Raw genomic sequence first — 18,583 nt, forward strand, 5'->3', positions numbered from 1 at the left:
AGATGTTTATTAGCTTTGAAGGCACGGAAGGGGTAGGTAAAACTACACTCATTCGAAAAATTCATCAGCATTTTGAAGAGCAAGGTAAAGAAGTTGTTTTAACTCGAGAGCCGGGTGGAACACCGCTTGCAGAACAAATACGTTCGATGCTTTTAGCGGTAAATCATGATGAAAATATGAGTCATGATACTGAGCTACTCTTAATTTATGCGGCACGTGCTCAACACTTACAACAAGTGATTTTGCCGGCTTTAGCCTCTAACAAAATTGTTTTAAGTGATCGCTTCACAGATGCAAGCTTTGCTTACCAATGTTCTGGTCGTGGTTTAAGCCAAGATAAATTACAGCTTTTAAATCAGAATTTTGTTTCACGTATGCCAGAGGTGACTTTCTGGTTAGATGCACCGATTGAACTCGGTATGAATCGTGCACGTGAGCGTGGAGCTTTAGACCGTTTCGAGCAAGAAAAGTTAAGCTTCTTTACTAAAGTTCGCGAAGGTTATGAGACTTTATGGAAATCTGAACCAGAACGTATTAAACGTTTAGATGCTACGCAAAGTCCTGAACAGGTATTTGAGCAAGCCTTACAATACTTAGGATAAATAATAAAAGCCACTCTCAGTTCTGTGGGAGTGGTTAAAAATGACGACAAATCTGCTTAAAAAGATCATAGAACATATTGAACAGTATTTTATGCTATTTTGAATACTGTTCTAAAATTGAAGAAAAATAAGGATGAAAAGTTCAAAAGAAGAAATCATAGCGTTTCTTGAAAAGGAATTTCCCCCAAGTCTTGAACATTGCACGATTGAATCAGTTACGCCTAGATCTGCTGTCGTTTATTATCATGTAGATCAAAGACATCAACGCCCAGGCGGTACCATATCTGGTCCAACCATGATGACTTTGGCAGATTTTGCTTTGTATATTGCAATACTCGGTGAAATTGGAATTGTGGGTTTGGCGGTAACGACGAATTTTAATATTAATTTTCTAAGAAAACCCGCAGGTGATAAAGACTTACGTAGTGAATGTAAGCTTATGAAAGTAGGAAAAAGCTTAGTCGTGGGTGAGGTCTGGATTTATTCAGTTGGATTAGATGAACCAGTAGCGCATGTGACCGCGACTTATTCAATTCCACCAAGACCACAAATATAAAACTAAATAAAAAGCACAGCCAGAGCTGTGCTTTTTTGTAGAAAAATAGCCTAAATGTCGGTATTAACCAATGGCTGCTCTACTGCAAAGTTTGGAGGCGTTAGAACTGTCTTACGAATCTCACTCGAAGTTTCCGGATAATCTAGAGTGTAATGTAGGCCACGCGATTCTTTACGTTGCATGGCACAGCGAACGATCATTTCGGAAACAAGTACAAGATTACGCAGTTCAATTAGGTTTTTGCTGACACGGTAGTCTTGATAATATTCAGTGATTTCACGCTTTAACATCTCAATACGGTGTAAAGCACGTTCTAAACGTTTTGTGGTTCTGACAATACCAACATAGTTCCACATGGTTGAACGTAACTCATCCCAGTTTTGTAAAATAACCACATCTTCATCTGGGTTGGTTACTTGTGAATCATCCCAAGTTGGTACTTCTGGTAATTTGAAGTTTTCATCAAATTTATTTTCGATGTCTTTTGCTGCACTCATACCGTAAACAAAGCACTCAAGTAACGAGTTACTTGCCATACGGTTTGCGCCATGTAACCCTGTATAAGAGGTTTCACCAATTGCATATAGACCTTCAATATCGGTCTGACTATTTGAGTCAACTACAACACCACCACATGTATAGTGAGCTGCGGGTACCACAGGAATCATGTCTTTAGTGATGTCGATACCTAGCTCAAGCAATCGTGCATAGAGTGTAGGGAAGTGCTCTTTAATAAACTCAGGTGATTTGTGGGTAATATCTAACCATACATGACGAATACCGAGACGCTTGATTTCGTGGTCAATGGTACGTGCCACAATATCGCGAGGAGCCAACTCTGCACGATCATCGAAACGTAGCATAAAACGTTCGCCGTCTGGCAGGCGTAAATAAGCACCTTCACCACGCATCGCTTCAGTAATTAAGAAAGAACGTGCTTGCGGATGATATAGGCAGGTTGGATGAAACTGGTTAAATTCCATATTGGCTACACGGCAACCTGCGCGGTAAGCCATAGCAATACCATCACCTGTAGCAATATCTGGATTAGATGTATAAAGATAAGCTTTCATCGCACCACCGCAAGCAAGTGCGGTAAATGGAGCAAGGAAAGTATGAACTTTTTCTGTTTTTTCATCTAATGCATACAAACCAATAGCACGATTCGCTTGATCTATATGACCCAACTTATGCGACGTAATTAAATCAATCGCAATGTAATTTTCAAAAATTGTAATATTCTTGCGTTCTTTCGCTCGTTCAACCAATGTAGTTGAAATAGCTTTGCCTGTTGCATCAGCAGAATGGATAATACGGCGCTGTGAGTGACCACCTTCACGTGTTAAATGAAGCTGTTCATCTTCATCTAAGGTGAACTGCACGCCTTGCTTTAAAAGAAAATCAACAGAAGGACGACCACCTTCTACAGTATGCTGTACTGCATCTATTTCACATAAATGAGCACCTGCAATCATAGTGTCATTAATATGTTGTTGAATAGAGTCAGTTTCATCAAGAACTGCAGCAATACCACCTTGTGCATAGAAGGTACTTGCTTCAGTTAAAGCAGCTTTGGCTAAAACTGCAATATTAAAATGACTTGGTAACGATAAAGCTAAGCTTAAACCAGCACCGCCACTGCCCACAATAATCACGTCAAAGTGGTGAATTGTCTGTTGATTAGGCATGTCCATTCGCATCAATTTAAAACGTCCGCTAATGACACCCCTTTTTACCTAAAAAGGCAAGAGCTTAAGCGCTCTAAGTCACAGAAAAATTGCAATTAGCTTAAAAAATTGCAATGTGTAAAATAAACGTGATGAGGATGCCTTACAAATAAACATATTGTTACGCACAATTCCAAAGCGTTGTGATACAACAGTTTTATTCTTATTCTCGTAGACCAATTGTGGGTGAGCACCGAATGAAATCTCGCTATTTACAACAAGGAATGTATGCAGCGGTATTTACAGTTGCTGCTGTTCAAGCAAACGCTGCTGTTGATTTTTCAAACCTCGTTGAACAAGTTAGTCCGGCTGTGGTGAGTGTAAACGTTGTAAAAAAAATGACGCAGGATGAACTGTTACAGCAGCAAGTTCCTGAAATTTTAAAACGTTTCTTTGGTAATCAGGTCATCATTCCACAGCAACAAGGTCCTCAAGAAAAAACCGCATACGGTAGTGCATTCTTTATTAGTAAAGATGGTTACTTACTTACAAACCATCATGTGATTGAAAATGCTTCCCGCATCAGTATTACTTTAAATGACCGTCGTGAGATTGATGCAACTGTTGTTGGTAGTGATGAACGTACCGATGTTGCCTTATTAAAAGTGAATGGAAATAATTATCCTGCTTTAAAAGTAGGAAATGTTGACCGTTTACGAGTGGGAGAGCCTGTTTTAGCGATTGGTTCGCCATTTGGTTTTGACTACTCTGCTTCAGCAGGTATTGTTAGCGCTAAATCACGTAACATGAGCGGTGAAACCTCTGTACCATTTATTCAAACAGATGTAGCTTTAAACCCTGGTAACTCAGGCGGTCCATTGTTTAATCAAAATGGTGAAGTTGTCGGGGTGAACTCACGTATCTTTAGTGGTACTGGCGGTTATATGGGCTTGTCTTTCTCTATTCCAATCGATGTAGCGATGGATGTAGCTGAACAGCTTAAAACAAAAGGCAAAGTTACTCGTTCATACCTAGGCGTTATGATGCAAGATATTGACCGTAACCTTGCCGATGCTTACAAACTGCCTAAACCAGAAGGTGCTCTTATCACACAAGTTACGCCAAATTCACCTGCTCAAAAAGCAGGACTTAGAGCTGGCGATGTGATTTTAAAACTTAATGGTGCTTCTGTACTTCGTACAAGTGATTTGCTCTATGCCTTAAACAAAGTACAGCCAAACCAAACAGTTCAGTTTGAAGTATTACGCGATGATAAAACTCGTAATATTTCGGCAACTCTGGCAACTGCACCAGATGAAACACCTGCTACAGGTACTCAGGCTTCTACTTCTAAAGGTCCAGTATTAGGCATGAGTATTCGTGATTTGGCTGAACCAGAGAAAAATGCGTTAAGCGTGAAAGGTGGTATTTATGTTCAAGATGTTCGCCGTGGTGGGCTAGCATCATTGTCAAATATCATTCCTGGTGATGTAATTGTTCAGGTTAATAATACTCAAATTTTGAATAGCCAAGATTTTGCTAAAGTTGTTTCTAACTTACAAAAAAATACGGTTGCTCGGGTTGGGATTATTCGTCAAGGCCAACGTGCAATGCTTGGTTTACGCATCCAGTAAAATGATTTAAAAAAGAACCACCCTGAAAATGGGTGGTTTTTTATTATTTGTATTCGGCATAATGTGATCTAGCTAATTTGAATGTAGCTTTAGATTTAATGATTAAAGTGGGTGTTTTGTGAGCAGTATATTCGATTTACATATTCAGGTTCAGCCACAGCATATTGATGCTTTGGGCCATGTTAACAATGTAATGTATGTCCAATGGATGCAAGATGTTGCTGCTGCTCATGTTGAAACATTAGGAGTAGGCGTAACCAAATATCTTGAGCTTAAACATGCAATGGTTGCTGTTGAGCATCATGTACAATACCGTAAAGCTGCGTTTGAAGGCGAAGAAATCGTACTACGGACATGGCTCGATGATATCAATGCACTTTATTCATTTCGTCAGTATGTTTTTTTTCGCCCTTCTGATCAGGCTGTCTTATTTGTTGGGAATACCAAGTGGGCATGTATTGAAATTGAATCTGGCCGACCAAAACGTATGTCACCGACTTTTACACAAGCCTATAAGCCACTTGACTCAAGTATAAATCCTTTAGATTTTACTATTTCGTATGCTCGCTAGTTGGAAGTATTACATGTGTTTTGAATTGTCATTTTTTAGAACATAAGTACAAAGCTCATGATTATTTTGGATACTTTAAAATATCCATCTGCTATAATCTCTCGCAATTTGTTAAACCGCTTTGGCTATGTATTAAATCAAGCTACATAGCACTTTATATTTTCTCAAGGTAGCCCATGGCGCAAGCTAAAAAATCAGTTGATATCAAAAATATCCGAAATTTCTCGATTATCGCTCATATCGATCATGGTAAGTCTACTTTGGCTGACCGTTTTATTCAGATGTGCGGTGGCTTACAAGATCGTGAGATGCAAGCTCAGGTCTTGGACTCAATGGAGCTTGAGCGCGAACGTGGGATTACCATTAAAGCAGCGTCTGTGACATTGTATTACACCCATCCAAATGGGCAAGAATATCAGCTTAACTTTATTGATACCCCGGGGCACGTTGACTTCTCGTATGAAGTATCGCGTTCATTAGCAGCGTGTGAAGGCGCGTTATTGGTCGTAGATGCGGCGCAAGGCGTAGAAGCTCAATCAGTTGCAAACTGTTATACCGCGATTGAACAAGGCCTCGAAGTTCTTCCTATTTTAAATAAGATTGATTTACCGCAGGCTGAACCTGAACGTGTAATTCATGAAATTGAAGAAATTATCGGGATTGAAGCGACGGATGCGCCAACTTGTTCAGCAAAAACAGGTTTGGGCGTTGAAGGTGTATTAGAACGTTTAGTCGATGTTATTCCAGCGCCAGAAGGTGATCGTGAAGCTCCACTTCAAGCGTTAATCATCGATTCATGGTTTGATAATTACTTAGGTGTAGTCTCTCTTGTCCGCATTAAAGAAGGTCGTATCCGTAAGGGCGATAAAATGTTGGTTAAGTCGACAGGACAAACTCATCCGGTAACTTCTGTAGGTGTATTTAACCCTAAACATACTGAAACCGATATTCTTGAAGCTGGCGAAGTAGGATTTGTTATTGCTGGTATTAAAGACATTTTTGGTGCACCAGTAGGTGATACTATTACGCTTGCGTCTACACCAGATGTTGCAACTTTACCTGGTTTTAAAAAGGTTAAACCACAGGTTTATGCGGGTCTTTTCCCAATCGATTCAAGCGACTTTGAACCATTCCGCGAAGCATTACAGAAATTACAAATTAACGATTCTGCTTTGTTCTTTGAACCTGAAAGTTCAGATGCACTTGGTTTCGGTTTCCGCTGTGGTTTCTTAGGCATGTTGCATATGGAAATCGTACAAGAGCGTTTAGAGCGTGAGTATGATCTCGATTTGATTAGCTCTGCACCAACAGTAGTCTATGAAGCCGTTACCAAAAAAGGCGATACGATCTATATCGACAGTCCGTCTAAAATGCCTGATGGTTCAGTTGTTGAAGATTTACGTGAGCCAATTGCTGAGTGTCATATTCTTGTGCCGCAAGAATACTTAGGTAATGTCATGACCTTATGTATTGAGCGTCGTGGTGTACAAAAAGACATGAAATTCTTAGGTAATCAAGTTTCGATTACATTTGAAATTCCAATGGCTGAAGTTGTGATGGATTTCTTTGACAAGCTTAAATCATGTTCACGTGGTTTTGCATCGCTAGACTATAACTTCGTACGTTTCGAAAGTTCATCTTTAGTTAAGGTTGATGTATTAATTAATAGTGAAAAGGTTGATGCCTTGGCTATGATTTGTCACCGTAATGATGCTCGCCATCGTGGTATTGCTTTAGTTGAAAAAATGAAAGATTTGATTCCACGTCAAATGTTTGATGTTGCAATTCAGGCTGCTATTGGTGCTCAAATTATTGCTCGTTCGACTGTTAAGGCGATGCGTAAAAACGTTCTAGCAAAATGTTATGGCGGTGACGTGTCTCGTAAGAAGAAATTACTTTCTAAACAAAAAGAAGGTAAGAAACGTATGAAACAAGTGGGTAGTGTAGAAATTCCACAAGAAGCGTTCTTAGCTGTTTTGAAAGTAGAAAGATAAAAGAAAGGGCTGGGATGAACTTATATTCCCCCAGCCATAAAGCAAGCAGCTAGGCTGCGAGTGAGGTCATGTGGATTTTGATTTTAATTTAATTCTTGTTCCAGTTACGCTGATTTTATTTGCAGTGTGGTTGCTAGATAAGCTTGTTTTTAAACAGCGTGCAAATAAAGGGCGAGAGAACGAAAATTTTGTTATTACATGGGCCTATGACTTTTGGCCAGTTTTAGCTGTTGTGCTTGTACTTCGCTCATTTCTTTATGAACCATTTAATATTCCATCAGACTCTATGGTTCCAACTTTAGAGACTGGCGATTTTATCTTAGTTAATAAATTCGACTATGGTGTGCGTTTACCTATCGTAAATAAAAAAGTCATTGATGTAGGTGAGCCGAAACGTGGTGATGTCATCGTATTCCGTTACCCACCTCAACCAACCATTAGTTATATTAAGCGTGTAATTGGTTTACCAGGTGACCATATTGTTTACGATCATGGTCAATTGATTATTAATGGTCAGAAAATTCCTAAAGTACCAACACAATTTAGTCGTGAAAAAGATGCTTTAGATACACCAACGTCTATTTATCATAAAGAAACAATTGGTGATCATACCTTTACGATGCGTGAACTCGAAGGTGTAAACGTTGCGCGTCAGGCACCATTTATCAACTATGTTGATAATGGCAAATATTCAAACCAAGACGGTTTATATTGGGAAGTAACTGTTCCGAAAGGACATTACTTTGCAATGGGGGACAACCGTGATCAAAGTGCTGACAGTCGTTTCTGGGGGTTCGTTCCTGAAGAAAATTTAACAGGCCGAGCTTTCTATGTCTGGATGCACAAAGAACCTGGTTTCCACCTGCCAAGCTTTAACCGAAATGGAAAAATAGATTAAAAACAACCATTAGGAAAAACAAAAATGCGTAAGGCACAACAGGGTACTTCGTATTTAGCAATTTTATTTGGGGTGGTTATATTTGCAATTGCGGCGAAAGCCGTACTTGCAGTTTGGCCAGCATATTGGGATGATCGTGTGATTAATAATCAGATTACAGAGCTCATGCAACAAAGCTCAGCTGATATCACACCCCAAAAGTTTATGACACAGATGGACCAACGGCTGGAAATGAACAATATTCGTGATCTCCATTTTAAGGAAATTGCTGAAGTGTTTAACGAGTCTGGTCTAATCGTCAAAAAGAAATATGAAGTAAGAAAACCTTTCTTACTAAATATTGATTTAGTTTTAACATTTGAGAAAAGTTTTGACAAAACATCAGTTCAAACTAAGTGATCCTCGCTTACTCAGTCGAATCGGTTATCAATTTAAGCAGCCCGAATTGCTACAGTTAGCTTTGACTCATCGTTCGGTGAGTCATAAGTATAACTATGAACGTCTGGAGTTTTTAGGCGATTCGTTGTTGGGGATGATCATTGCTAATTATTTATATCATGCCTATCCACATGAAAATGAGGGGCGTTTAACACGTATGCGTGCGACTTTAGTTCGCCAAGAAGCATTAGGTAAAATTGCAACCGATTTGCAACTTAGTCGGTGTTTAATATTAAGCACAGGCGAGTTGAAATCTGGTGGTCATCATCGTGAGTCAATATTAGCGGATACGGTAGAGGCGATTATTGGTGCAATTTATCTTGATAGTAGTGATCTGAACCTACTCAAAGATATTGTGTTAAAATGGTATGTACCTTATTTAGATCATATTGAGCCAACAGATCAACTCAAAGATCCAAAATCACGTTTACAAGAGTATCTACAAGCACGTAAAAAACCTCTCCCTGTTTACGAGGTTGTAGATATTCAGGGTGATGCACCTCATCAACACTTTAAAGTCGAATGTTTGGTAGATGGTTTACCAAAGATTTATGGTGAGGGGTCAAGTCGTCGTTTTGCCGAGCAGGCAGCAGCGGCGGAAATTTTAAAGTTATTGGAGCAATAACCTGCATGTCGATGCATTCTGATCAAATCAATCCAGATTCAAATGAAAACCAAGATCCAAACAATCTGATTGATCAATTTTTTAGTTCCAAAGGCGTTACAATTCCTTCGGATTTTAAGAGCGGATTTGTGGCGATTGTAGGACGTCCAAATGTGGGTAAATCTACCCTCATGAACCATTTATTGGGTCAAAAACTCTCAATTACTTCACGTAAACCTCAAACGACTCGCCATAAAATTATTGGTATTGATTCGCGTGAAAAGATGCAAGCGGTTTATGTAGATACACCGGGAATGCATAAGAAAGAAGTACGTGCGATCAATAAAATGATGAACCGCGCTGCTCATTCTGCATTACGTGATGTTAACTTGGTTTTATTTGTTATCGATGCGTATAAGTGGACTCAAAATGACGATTTAGTGCTTGAGAAACTCAAGAACGCTGAAATGCCAGTTATTTTGGTCATTAATAAAGCTGATACTTTTGAAGATAAAAGAGAGATTCTTCCTTTAATTCAAGAGCGTACCAAGCTTATGAATTTTGCTGAGATTGTTCCTGTTTCTGCTCTTCGTGGAGCAAACTTGGAACATTTAAGTGAAACGATTGAAAAATATCTTCCTTATCAGCCGCCACTGTATTCATTTGATCAAATTACGGACCGTTCAGAACGCTTTTTAGCAAGTGAAATCATCCGTGAAAAAATTATGCGTCAGTTGGGTGAAGAGTTACCATATGATTTAACAGTACAGATTGAATCTTTTAAAACAGAAGAGGCAACTGTTAATGAGAAAAATGGTCGATTAAAACCAGCTTGTACCTATATTGATGCAACAATTTTTGTCGATCGTCCTGGCCAAAAAGCGATTGTGATTGGTGAAAAAGGTGCCAAGCTTAAAACGATTGGTATGGATGCTCGCAAAGACATGGAAAAAATGTTCGAACAAAAGATCATGCTTACCTTATGGGTTAAGGTTAAAGGCGGTTGGTCTGATGATGAACGTGCTTTGAAAAGTTTAGGATATAGCGATATCTAACAAGCAGGGAATACTGGTATGAAAACAATTACATCAATATTGGCTATTATTGGGTGTACATTGATGTTACAAGGTTGTGTATATAAGCTTGTAACCGTACCAGTAGGTATTGCTTATAAAACAACTAAAGGTGTGGTGAAGGGTACAGCTGCTGTTGTAGGAGCTGTAATTCCTGATGGTGATGATGACGATAAAAAAGAAAAAGAATCTAAGGAATAGTTTCTTTTTATGATGCGCAATGAAGTCCTACATGGATATATGATTCACCATCGTAAATATCGTGAAAAAAGCCATATTGTGCATCTCTTCACTCAGGAATACGGGCGGGTCGATGGCATTTTAAGACAGACTCCGCCTCCCCAATATCAACCAATTCGGTTGCAAGCTACAGGTAAAAGTGAACTCAAAAATTTTACGAAGCTGGAAATATTAAATCAGCCGGTTTTCTTTTTTGGTGATGCTTTTTTTGCTGGCTTTTACTTAAATGAAATTGTTCTAAGACTTTGTCCGCTAGAAGAACCAATGCCACAAACTTTTGAACAATATCAATTAACTTTGCTTCAGTTACAACAATTATCTTTTCACGAAAATCCCGATCTTTTTCTCAGACAGATCTTAAGGCAGTTCGAACATATTTTACTTCCAGAGTTGGGCTATGCGATTGATTTTTCAGTTGATAGCTCACAAAAAGAAATTTTGCCAAATCAGTTTTATCAATTTCAAGTGACTGAAGGCTTTGCTCCCGTTGTCCAGGCAAGCCGCTCATCTTTGTCGGGAAAAGCAATTTTATCTATGCTGGATTATGAGCAAGGGCAGGATTTTTCTCACGAACAATTGCAATTATTAGGTAAACTATACCGTCAAATGATTACATCGCTTTTAGGTGATCGTCCCCTAAAAAGTCGACAATTGTGGATTCAAAATACTCAAACTCAATCGTAATTAGGATTTATTTATGGCTGCATTGCTTGGTGTAAACATAGACCATGTTGCTACTCTAAGACAGGCGCGCGGTACTACTTACCCAGACCCTGTAGAAGCTGCTCTTATTTGTGAACAAGCTGGTGCAGAGGGGATTACTTTGCATCTTCGTGAAGACCGCCGCCATATTCAAGATGATGATGTGCGTCGCATGCGCCCATTGTTAAAAACACGTATGAATCTAGAGTTGGCCGTTACTGATGAAATGGTTGAGTTTGCCAAAGAAATTAAACCACAGCACGTGTGTTTCGTTCCTGAAAAACGTCAGGAAGTAACAACTGAAGGTGGTTTAGATGTAGTAACTAACTTTGAAAAAGTTAAGGCTGCAACCCAGGCTTTAGCTGCTTTGGGATGTGACGTATCATTATTTATTGATGCGGATTTTGCTCAAATTGATGCGGCAGTTGCATGTGGCGCACCTACGATTGAGTTGCACACAGGTGCATATGCCGATGCAGCAACAGAACAAGAACAACAAGAAGAGCTGGCTCGTATTGTAAAAGGTGTTGAATATGCCGCTTCAAAAGGTTTGGTTGTAAATGCAGGACATGGTCTTAACCTAAAAAATATTGCACCAATTGCAGCAATTCCACAAATCCATGAATTAAATATTGGTCATTCAATTATTGCAGATAGTGTTTTTGTAGGTCTGGCACAGGCTGTTAAAGATATGAAAAAAGCGATTCAGGCAGCAGGATAAGTAGTAATGTCGAGTATCAATTACGATGAATTAATGCAGCCTGTGTTGGCATTTTTGGGGTGTCAAACTCCAAATGAATGGTTAGATGAGGCCGTTAATAATTTAGACATCTTGATGCAAGATCATGCCAATTGTGAGAAAAAAGCAGCCGGTACGGCAATGAACTTGATGTTCCGCTATAGTTTTTTTACAGATCTACAAGTCAAACTTGCTCAACTTGTACGTGAAGAAATGCTTCACTATGAACAAGTTCTCGAGTTTATGACGAAACGTGGCCAAGAGTGGAAAGGTTTAAGCGCAGGACGATATGCAGGTGGCTTACGAAAAGAAATACGTACCTATGAGCCAGAAGCTTTAATTGACGTACTGGTTATTGGAGCCTTTGTAGAAGCACGTTCGTGTGAGCGTTTTTATGCACTTGCCCCGCGTGTAGATGACGAACTTGGACGTTATTATCGTTATCTGCTGAAGTCGGAATCTCGTCATTTTGAAGACTATTTAGCACTAGCGCTTGATGTCGCAAAAACTGCCAAAATGAAAGATCCTGAAGAAGATATTCAGCAGCGTATTGAACATATCCGTGAGGTTGAAAAGAACCTGATTTTGACTCCGGATGATACTTTCCGCTTTCATAGTGGTATTCCTGCATAGTCTTGGGTGCCTCAAATAAAAAAGTTTACCTTTCATGGTGAACTTTTTTTATTAGGTGAACTTCATCCTTTGTCAGCAGACATGTCCTGCTTTTAGTTCTTTAATGCATATAATTATTTAATAAATATATTTTTTATAGATTTTAATTTCTCATAAAATTTTTAAAAAAACTTTTATTTTTTTAGGCTAATAATAAATATTATGTAAATATAAAGGCTGATATGTTCATCATGAGTTCAACTGAAATAGTTGATTATTTCTAAGGATATAAGAATGTTAGCATTAGTTACAGGCGCATCGGCAGGGTTTGGTTATAGCATTTCAAAAAAATTGATTGAGTTGGGCTATAAAGTTATTGGTTGCGGAAGACGGGCAGAAAAACTAGAAGAATTAAAACAAGAACTTGGTGAGAAATTCTACCCACTCGTGTTTGATATGACAGATACAGTAGAAAATATAAATAAGTTATTTAAAGAATTACCAAATGAATTTCAAATCGATCAAATTGACTTACTGGTCAATAATGCAGGCTTGGCATTGGGTCTAGAGCCAGCAGATAAAGCTGAATTAGATGATTGGTACACGATGATTGATACCAATGTTAAGGGGCTTGTTACTGTTACCCGACTAATTTTACCAAGTATGGTGCAGAAGAAATCGGGTCTAATTATTAATATGGGGTCAATTGCAGGTACATATCCATATCCTGGTGGTAATGTTTACGGTGCAACAAAAGCTTTTGTGGAGCAGTTTAGTTTAAATCTTCGTGCAGATTTGGCTGGTACTGGTGTACGAGTAACAAATATTGAGCCGGGACTATGTGGCGGTACTGAATTTTCTCTTGTGCGTTTTAAGGGAGATCAGGAGAAAGCTAGTAGTTTATATGATAAAAAGAATCCAATCTTGCCTGAAGATATTGCAAATACGGTCGCATGGATTGCATCACAACCACCGCATATTAATATTAATCGTATAGAAATGATGCCAACGACTCAGTCTTTTAACCCTTTAAAAGTTGTAGAAGTGGAATAATGTAATTTTAAAAAAGATCTAAGCGTAGAAGGTCACCTAAGTTTAGAACTGATGATTCGATCTGGTAAATATTCGAATTATGAAAAGCAAATCCTCTACAGGCAGTAGGGGATTTTTTTATAGGTATACTTTAATAGAAGGCAATAAAAAAGCCCGCTTTAATGCTGCGGGCTTTTTAGTATTTGGCTCTCCCACCTGGGCTCGAACCAGGGACCTGCGGATTAACAGTCCGTCGCTCTACCGACTGAGCTATGGGAGAATCTGCATGCGATTATAAGGAGATTTTGACAAGGGTCAAGTGAAAATCGTCATGTTTCCTTCATTTTTGTGTTGTATGCTTCTTATTTGATCAAGTTGAGTAGCGAGGATATAAATTACTTGCACTTTAAAAACTCAATTGCTAGATTCAAAAAAGAACAAGCGTTTGGAGTAATCCAAACAGTGTGGATTTAAACCAACTTGCCAGCACTAAAATGGCTAAATCGGAGATAAGTATGAAAACACTTACTGTTGCTTCTATTTTTTCTAATTTTGATTTTTATCAACGCAATTATCTTAATATTTTAAATCAACCAGAATCTTATTACACACTTGTAGAAGATGCATGGATCAATGCTTTTCCATTTAAAAAGCAGGACTTGTACTTAGGTGACTTATTACAACTCTGGTTTAGTTTAAAATGGGATGCGCATACTTCACTGAAAGTTTTAAAGTGTTCCAAGTTACTAGATCAATCTAAACCCCTCTATATTTTCCAGCTCGAAGGCGAATTATTACTAGGTAAAAATAAAGTCTTAGCTTGGTCTACTCAGCATAATGAAGTGGTCGAGCTTCAACTTAAGAATATTTGGGCACTCTATGTGATTGCACAAACTTGTGACCGTCCAGATCTTCCTGACTTAATAAAAAAGGCAGCCATTTAAAGCTGCCTTAGTTTTCATGGTCGAATGATCATGCAGGTTGCTGTTGCATACGCATAAAGTTTACCTTCTTCATCAATAATTTTACCTTCGGAAATACCTAAGTTTTTACTTAAATTAATGACTTTACCAGTGGCAATTAAAGCCTGATTTTGAGGAATAGGGCGGCACATTTTCACGTTAAGGTCGATGGTGCCATAACCTACACCTGCAGGTAACATCGTATGGACAGCACAGCCAGTCACCGAGTCTAGGACTGTTGCTGCAAAACCACCATGTACACCACCTAATGGGTTTAAGTGATTATGATCTGCTTGTGCTTTGAAAGTCACACATCCTTCAGAAATTTCAGTAGGTTGCATTGGAATAGTTTTGCTTATACTGGCAGGGGGAATGTGACCTTCAATCATGGCTTTTAAAAATTCGAGGCCTGTCATTTCCATAGGATTTTTCATTTTTTGAGTCCTTCAGTAATTAAGTTCTAAAATGGAACTTGATGTTAAATTAGGCGTTAAAATGCATATTGTCAAGTTGGCGAGTATAAGAAATATGACTATTTTATAGTTTATGAACTTGTAAAATGTGGTTGAGTAGAATATTTTATAACCCTAAAAATATAAACTTCTTGTGGAAAATAATAATGAACGGTCAGTGTCTATGCGGTGAAACAACTTTTGAAGTTGAACTAAAAAATCATGATGTACATGCTTGCCATTGTTCGATGTGTCGTAGACAAACTAGTGGTGTCAATATGACAGTTGATGTGGTCAAAGGCAGTTTAAAGTTTATTCAGCAAAAGCATCTTAGTGTATTTAACTCTTCTGACTGGGGAGAACGAGGCTTTTGTAATGCTTGTGGAACAACAATTTTTTGGAGAACGAAAGATCAAAGTTACTGCAATATCAATGCATTTTCTTTAAATGAGCCAGTAGAAGGCATGAATTTAGATATGGAAATTTTTATTGATTCAAAACCCGATTTTTACACTTTTCAAAATCAAACAAAAAAACTAACTGAGGCTGAGGTGTTCGCATTGTTTAACCCAGAATAATTTTAATTATAAAAAAAGGCCTCAATTTTGAGGCCTTTTTCAATTTTATAAATTATTTTATGAAGAAATATTAAATTAGAATTATATATAGACCTAATTGCTAAAATTAGGCTTTACAATAAAAAAATTGGAGTTGAAACTAATGAGAGAATCTTCGAGTATAGAAGATTATGAAAATAAAAAATTAAATATTCTAATAAAATTGAATCAATAAGTTTTAATAGTAACTAAAACTCGCCAATATTTATTAAATCGAATAAAATAATTTTAAAATGAATATTTCTAAATTATTGATAGAAAATGATAGATACTAAACCTCTTATAGCAATTGATCTTGGAACCAGTAATTCACTTGTTGGTATTTTTGAAAATGGTCAGTCCAGACTTATTAATAATCCTTATGGTATGAAAACTACACCTTCAGCTATTGCACTGGATGAGCAGGGGCAAATATTAATTGGGCAAGCTGCATTGGAGTTAAGAAGCTGTGGTAAAGAGGTATTAACTAGTTTTAAGCGATTAATGGGGACTTCAAAAAGATTAAAATTAGGTCAACAGAGCTTTTCAGCAGTTGAATTGTCTTCATTGATATTAAAATCTCTTAAAGAGGACGTAGAGCAGGCTTTACAATGTGAAGTAGAGGATGCTGTGATTACAGTGCCTGCTTACTTTAATGATATCCAACGTCAAGCAACTATATCTGCTGCAGAACTTGCTGGTTTAAAAGTTAGTCGACTCATTAATGAACCTACGGCTGCGGCTTTAGCATATGGACTAGGTCAAACACAGGATAGTTGTTTCCTAATTTTTGATTTAGGTGGGGGAACCTTTGATGTCTCAATTGTTGAGTTGTTTGATGGCATTACTGAAGTGAGAGCTAGTGCAGGAGATAATTATTTAGGTGGAGATGACTTTGTCCAGTTGCTAATGAAGCAATACTGGAAACAGTATGCAACTATTTTTGGCTATACTGAAAATACTATTCCATTTGATATTGAAACAGCATTAAGAGCTAGAGCACAACATAGTCTCCATGTTTTAAGTAAAGAAGCAAAAACAGAGTTAATATTTAAATGGAAAGATAAGGAAGCAACTTTAGAAATTACCCAAGAAGAATTCGCAGTATTGGCTGAGCCATTACTGCTTAGATTGCGCCGTCCATTAGAGCGTGCCTTAAGAGATGCTAGGGTTCTGCCTCAACAGGTTGACCAAATTATTATGGTAGGTGGTGCAACACGTATTCCGGTAGTTCGCAAATTGGTAACAAAATTATTTGGCCGTTTTCCCTCGACAAGTGTCCAACCTGATGAAGCAATTGTACGAGGTGCATGTGTACAAGCAGGTTTAAAAGCGAAAGACGTATCATTAAAAGAGATTGTTTTAACAGATGTTTGTCCATTTAGTTTGGGGATAGCGGTGGGAAATGATGGACAGTTTTCACCTATCTTAGAGCGCAATATTGTAATTCCAGCCAGTAAGGTGAATACATATACTGCGATGAATAAAGGACAGAGAGAAATTATTGTTAAGATTTACCAAGGCGAACATCGTCTGTGTAAGGAAAACATTTTTTTAGGTGAGCTCAATGTGCCTTTACCTCCAAATAATGACTATTTATCTATTGAGGTACGATTCTCTTACAATCCAAATGGTATTTTAGAGGTTGATATAGACGTTCCAAGCACGGGGGAAAAGCTTCAAAAAGTGATTGTTAATCATCAAAATGTGATGAGTGCGGAACAAATAGAGCAAGCGCGTCAACAGTTGCAGGAATTGAAAATACATCCTCGTGATACTTTAATGAATAAGAGCTTATTATTACGAGCAGAGCGTTTATTTAGTGAATATACAGGAGATTTACGTTTACAGATTGGGGAGCGAACACAAAAATTTAATTATATTTTAAATTTGCAGGAACCAAGACAAATACGTGAGGCACAACAACATTTCGAAGCTTTTCTTAATGAAATTGAAGATTTAAGTTTGTTTGAAGAGTATTAATTTATATCCCCTTGTATGAATTCTTTGTTAGATACATACAAGGGGATATTTTTAGCAGCTAGATAAAATGATTTTTTTTGCTTGATAGCTTTGATATAAATAATAAATTAATATCAAAGGGATGAGTATGGTGTATAACGTTGCTATACATAAGGCGATGTAGGTTAAATATTTAAGTGTAGAAGAGAGATTCTTGGCACTAAATCCGGTTGTTAATATACTTCCTAAAATCAAGCCTGCAGCATACATAAAAGGTTGTGAGGAATATTTTATAAATAAATAGCTAAAGCCAAAAATCCAAAATAGCCTAAAGAAGATAATACCAATACTTCTATACATTATTTGTTTATCTGTTAAGTTGGTATCTTCTTTATTGTATCCAAAAATATAGAAGAGAGGGCGGAAAGATTCTGGGTAAAATAAGAAACAGATCGGGATCAGACTATAAATTATGAACCAGATATGATCAGGTTCACCAATAATAAGAAAGACAGAAATAAGAAAAATACTAAGAGAGATTAAGCCGATATTGATTATCCATTTATCGACATTAATAAATGCACTTTGCTCTAATCTATTCATATATAGTGTTGCATCTAGCAGCAATGCACTCAGTAGTATAATTGTAGATATAAACCATCCATAACTTAGAAGTTGATGGGGTAAATCTGGAAGCCAAGGGGTCAAACTACAGAGAATAAATCCACTTAAACACCAATATTTAAGATAATAGCCCAATGTTCTTTCATAATCAGGGTGACCTAAAATTTTAGTATTTAATATAGGTTGTAGTATAAATATATATAAGAGGCTAATGCAGACCGTAATTAATAAATTTACTATAATTTGATTATCTGGAGCTATAAGGGAATTAAAAAAGAGAAAGGTTATAGTTATAAATAGTATATTTATAATAGTAAATGGCTTTGTTGCATAAACATTCAAAAGCTGAGTTCTCCCCAATCCATTCAAATTTAAGACACAACTTGGGTGCGAGGTCTACCTAATTCCGTAAATCTATTCAGAACTGCCACACGCGCATGAATTTCATTGACCTGACTTTGAAAATGTCTTGCCGTCAGCCTATCACCTAATAATTTGATGCAATGCATCTTGGTTTCCACCAAACTACGACGGTGATAACCCGACCATTTTTTCCATAGGGTTCTGCCTAAATGTTTAACCGTTTGAAGTAACTCATTTCGTTCTATTGAACTTATTTTAGAAT

At 37.6% G+C, this 18,583-nt stretch carries 20 protein-coding genes, 1 tRNA gene and 2 pseudogenes; 18 read left to right on the forward strand and 5 right to left on the reverse strand.

Features of this window, described 5'->3' with window-relative positions; translation table 11 throughout:
* Positions 1 to 2 precede the first annotated feature (2 nt).
* Positions 3 to 602, forward strand: coding sequence for a dTMP kinase (gene tmk, locus J671_RS08465; protein ID WP_031981988.1), 600 nt, complete (start codon positions 3 to 5; stop codon positions 600 to 602).
* 133 nt (positions 603 to 735) lie between these two features.
* On the forward strand, positions 736 to 1,158 hold the full coding sequence (locus tag J671_RS08470) for a PaaI family thioesterase (protein ID WP_031981989.1): 423 nt from the start codon (positions 736 to 738) through the stop codon (positions 1,156 to 1,158).
* A gap of 50 nt (positions 1,159 to 1,208) precedes the next feature.
* Here J671_RS08470 and nadB read toward each other — a convergent pair whose 3' ends face one another.
* A complete protein-coding gene (nadB, locus tag J671_RS08475; protein WP_031981990.1) occupies positions 1,209 to 2,852 on the reverse strand; it encodes an L-aspartate oxidase in 1,644 nt (547 codons plus the stop codon).
* Positions 2,853 to 3,082: 230 nt separating this feature from the next.
* Here nadB and J671_RS08480 point away from each other — a divergent pair, with 230 nt between their 5' ends.
* From J671_RS08480 to J671_RS08525, 12 genes are all read left to right on the forward strand, one after another.
* A complete protein-coding gene (locus J671_RS08480; RefSeq protein WP_002052609.1) occupies positions 3,083 to 4,459 on the forward strand; it encodes a Do family serine endopeptidase in 1,377 nt (458 codons plus the stop codon).
* Between the two features lie 118 nt (positions 4,460 to 4,577).
* Positions 4,578 to 5,030: an acyl-CoA thioesterase gene (locus J671_RS08485; RefSeq protein WP_002052732.1), complete on the forward strand. Its 453-nt coding sequence runs from the start codon at positions 4,578 to 4,580 to the stop codon at positions 5,028 to 5,030.
* A gap of 176 nt (positions 5,031 to 5,206) precedes the next feature.
* Positions 5,207 to 7,024, forward strand: a complete 1,818-nt coding sequence (gene lepA, locus J671_RS08490) for a translation elongation factor 4 (RefSeq protein WP_002052578.1) — start codon at positions 5,207 to 5,209, stop codon at positions 7,022 to 7,024.
* A 70-nt stretch (positions 7,025 to 7,094) separates the two neighbouring features.
* Positions 7,095 to 7,922 carry a signal peptidase I gene (lepB, locus tag J671_RS08495; RefSeq protein ID WP_002052421.1) on the forward strand — a complete coding sequence of 276 codons (828 nt, stop codon included), beginning with the start codon at positions 7,095 to 7,097 and terminating at the stop codon, positions 7,920 to 7,922.
* Between the two features lie 24 nt (positions 7,923 to 7,946).
* Positions 7,947 to 8,321, forward strand: coding sequence for a DUF4845 domain-containing protein (locus J671_RS08500; protein ID WP_001224037.1), 375 nt, complete (start codon positions 7,947 to 7,949; stop codon positions 8,319 to 8,321).
* Positions 8,293 to 8,985 (forward strand): ribonuclease III, encoded by a 693-nt coding sequence (gene rnc, locus J671_RS0104260; RefSeq protein ID WP_004707545.1) that lies wholly within the window; start codon positions 8,293 to 8,295, stop codon positions 8,983 to 8,985. The genes J671_RS08500 and rnc overlap by 29 nt, the downstream gene beginning before the upstream one ends.
* Positions 8,986 to 8,996: 11 nt before the next feature.
* A complete protein-coding gene (gene era / locus J671_RS08505) occupies positions 8,997 to 10,019 on the forward strand; it encodes a GTPase Era (protein WP_079376989.1) in 1,023 nt (340 codons plus the stop codon).
* 18 nt (positions 10,020 to 10,037) lie between these two features.
* Positions 10,038 to 10,238: an NF038104 family lipoprotein gene (locus J671_RS0104265; protein WP_004885836.1), complete on the forward strand. Its 201-nt coding sequence runs from the start codon at positions 10,038 to 10,040 to the stop codon at positions 10,236 to 10,238.
* 9 nt (positions 10,239 to 10,247) lie between these two features.
* Positions 10,248 to 10,961 carry a DNA repair protein RecO gene (recO, locus tag J671_RS08510; RefSeq protein ID WP_031981993.1) on the forward strand — a complete coding sequence of 238 codons (714 nt, stop codon included), beginning with the start codon at positions 10,248 to 10,250 and terminating at the stop codon, positions 10,959 to 10,961.
* Positions 10,962 to 10,974: 13 nt separating this feature from the next.
* A complete protein-coding gene (gene pdxJ / locus J671_RS08515) occupies positions 10,975 to 11,700 on the forward strand; it encodes a pyridoxine 5'-phosphate synthase (RefSeq protein ID WP_002052525.1) in 726 nt (241 codons plus the stop codon).
* 6 nt (positions 11,701 to 11,706) lie between these two features.
* The gene (locus J671_RS08520; RefSeq protein WP_002052437.1) at positions 11,707 to 12,351 is read left to right on the forward strand and encodes a tRNA-(ms[2]io[6]A)-hydroxylase; all 645 of its coding nucleotides are present in this window, start codon (positions 11,707 to 11,709) and stop codon (positions 12,349 to 12,351) included.
* A 273-nt stretch (positions 12,352 to 12,624) separates the two neighbouring features.
* A complete protein-coding gene (locus J671_RS08525; protein WP_004707555.1) occupies positions 12,625 to 13,383 on the forward strand; it encodes an SDR family oxidoreductase in 759 nt (252 codons plus the stop codon).
* Positions 13,384 to 13,566: 183 nt separating this feature from the next.
* Here the strand turns inward: J671_RS08525 and J671_RS08530 are convergent.
* A tRNA-Asn gene (locus J671_RS08530) sits at positions 13,567 to 13,642 on the reverse strand.
* Between the two features lie 49 nt (positions 13,643 to 13,691).
* On the opposite strand from J671_RS08530, the pseudogene J671_RS25780 reads away from it, so the two are divergent.
* Positions 13,692 to 13,836: pseudogene (locus tag J671_RS25780) on the forward strand (hypothetical protein); the annotation flags it as partial.
* 41 nt (positions 13,837 to 13,877) lie between these two features.
* Entirely contained in the window at positions 13,878 to 14,306 is a 429-nt protein-coding gene (locus tag J671_RS08535) for a hypothetical protein (protein ID WP_031981994.1), read from the forward strand.
* A gap of 14 nt (positions 14,307 to 14,320) precedes the next feature.
* Here J671_RS08535 and J671_RS08540 read toward each other — a convergent pair whose 3' ends face one another.
* Entirely contained in the window at positions 14,321 to 14,758 is a 438-nt protein-coding gene (locus J671_RS08540; protein ID WP_031981995.1) for a PaaI family thioesterase, read from the reverse strand.
* Between the two features lie 185 nt (positions 14,759 to 14,943).
* Here J671_RS08540 and J671_RS08545 point away from each other — a divergent pair, with 185 nt between their 5' ends.
* Together J671_RS08545 and J671_RS08550 are read left to right on the forward strand one after the other, a co-directional pair.
* On the forward strand, positions 14,944 to 15,354 hold the full coding sequence (locus tag J671_RS08545) for a GFA family protein (RefSeq protein WP_031981997.1): 411 nt from the start codon (positions 14,944 to 14,946) through the stop codon (positions 15,352 to 15,354).
* 300 nt (positions 15,355 to 15,654) lie between these two features.
* Complete coding sequence (locus J671_RS08550) at positions 15,655 to 17,355, forward strand: Hsp70 family protein (protein ID WP_031981998.1); 1,701 nt, start codon at positions 15,655 to 15,657, stop codon at positions 17,353 to 17,355.
* A 51-nt stretch (positions 17,356 to 17,406) separates the two neighbouring features.
* Here J671_RS08550 and J671_RS08555 read toward each other — a convergent pair whose 3' ends face one another.
* Both J671_RS08555 and J671_RS24975 read right to left on the reverse strand, forming a co-directional pair.
* Complete coding sequence (locus J671_RS08555; RefSeq protein ID WP_228132351.1) at positions 17,407 to 18,300, reverse strand: hypothetical protein; 894 nt, start codon at positions 18,298 to 18,300, stop codon at positions 17,407 to 17,409.
* Positions 18,301 to 18,329: 29 nt separating this feature from the next.
* A pseudogene (locus J671_RS24975) lies at positions 18,330 to 18,583 on the reverse strand (IS5/IS1182 family transposase); the annotation flags it as partial.

It is taken from the genome of Acinetobacter sp. 1130196 (assembly GCF_000588095.1).
Classification (GTDB): domain Bacteria; phylum Pseudomonadota; class Gammaproteobacteria; order Pseudomonadales; family Moraxellaceae; genus Acinetobacter; species Acinetobacter nosocomialis.

Bases quoted from the DNA above. Each gene is read 5' to 3' on its own strand.
- tmk (WP_031981988.1), top strand. From the start codon at position 3: ATGTTTATTAGCTTTGAAGGCACGGAAGGGGTAGGTAAAACTACACTC.
- J671_RS08470 (WP_031981989.1), top strand. From the start codon at position 736: ATGAAAAGTTCAAAAGAAGAAATCATAGCGTTTCTTGAAAAGGAATTT.
- nadB (WP_031981990.1), bottom strand. From the start codon at position 2,852: ATGGACATGCCTAATCAACAGACAATTCACCACTTTGACGTGATTATT.
- J671_RS08480 (WP_002052609.1), top strand. From the start codon at position 3,083: ATGAAATCTCGCTATTTACAACAAGGAATGTATGCAGCGGTATTTACA.
- lepA (WP_002052578.1), top strand. From the start codon at position 5,207: ATGGCGCAAGCTAAAAAATCAGTTGATATCAAAAATATCCGAAATTTC.
- J671_RS08500 (WP_001224037.1), top strand. From the start codon at position 7,947: ATGCGTAAGGCACAACAGGGTACTTCGTATTTAGCAATTTTATTTGGG.
- era (WP_079376989.1), top strand. From the start codon at position 8,997: ATGCATTCTGATCAAATCAATCCAGATTCAAATGAAAACCAAGATCCA.
- J671_RS0104265 (WP_004885836.1), top strand. From the start codon at position 10,038: ATGAAAACAATTACATCAATATTGGCTATTATTGGGTGTACATTGATG.
- recO (WP_031981993.1), top strand. From the start codon at position 10,248: ATGATGCGCAATGAAGTCCTACATGGATATATGATTCACCATCGTAAA.
- pdxJ (WP_002052525.1), top strand. From the start codon at position 10,975: ATGGCTGCATTGCTTGGTGTAAACATAGACCATGTTGCTACTCTAAGA.
- J671_RS08520 (WP_002052437.1), top strand. From the start codon at position 11,707: ATGTCGAGTATCAATTACGATGAATTAATGCAGCCTGTGTTGGCATTT.
- J671_RS08525 (WP_004707555.1), top strand. From the start codon at position 12,625: ATGTTAGCATTAGTTACAGGCGCATCGGCAGGGTTTGGTTATAGCATT.
- J671_RS08535 (WP_031981994.1), top strand. From the start codon at position 13,878: ATGAAAACACTTACTGTTGCTTCTATTTTTTCTAATTTTGATTTTTAT.
- J671_RS08540 (WP_031981995.1), bottom strand. From the start codon at position 14,758: ATGAAAAATCCTATGGAAATGACAGGCCTCGAATTTTTAAAAGCCATG.
- J671_RS08545 (WP_031981997.1), top strand. From the start codon at position 14,944: ATGAACGGTCAGTGTCTATGCGGTGAAACAACTTTTGAAGTTGAACTA.
- J671_RS08550 (WP_031981998.1), top strand. From the start codon at position 15,655: ATGATAGATACTAAACCTCTTATAGCAATTGATCTTGGAACCAGTAAT.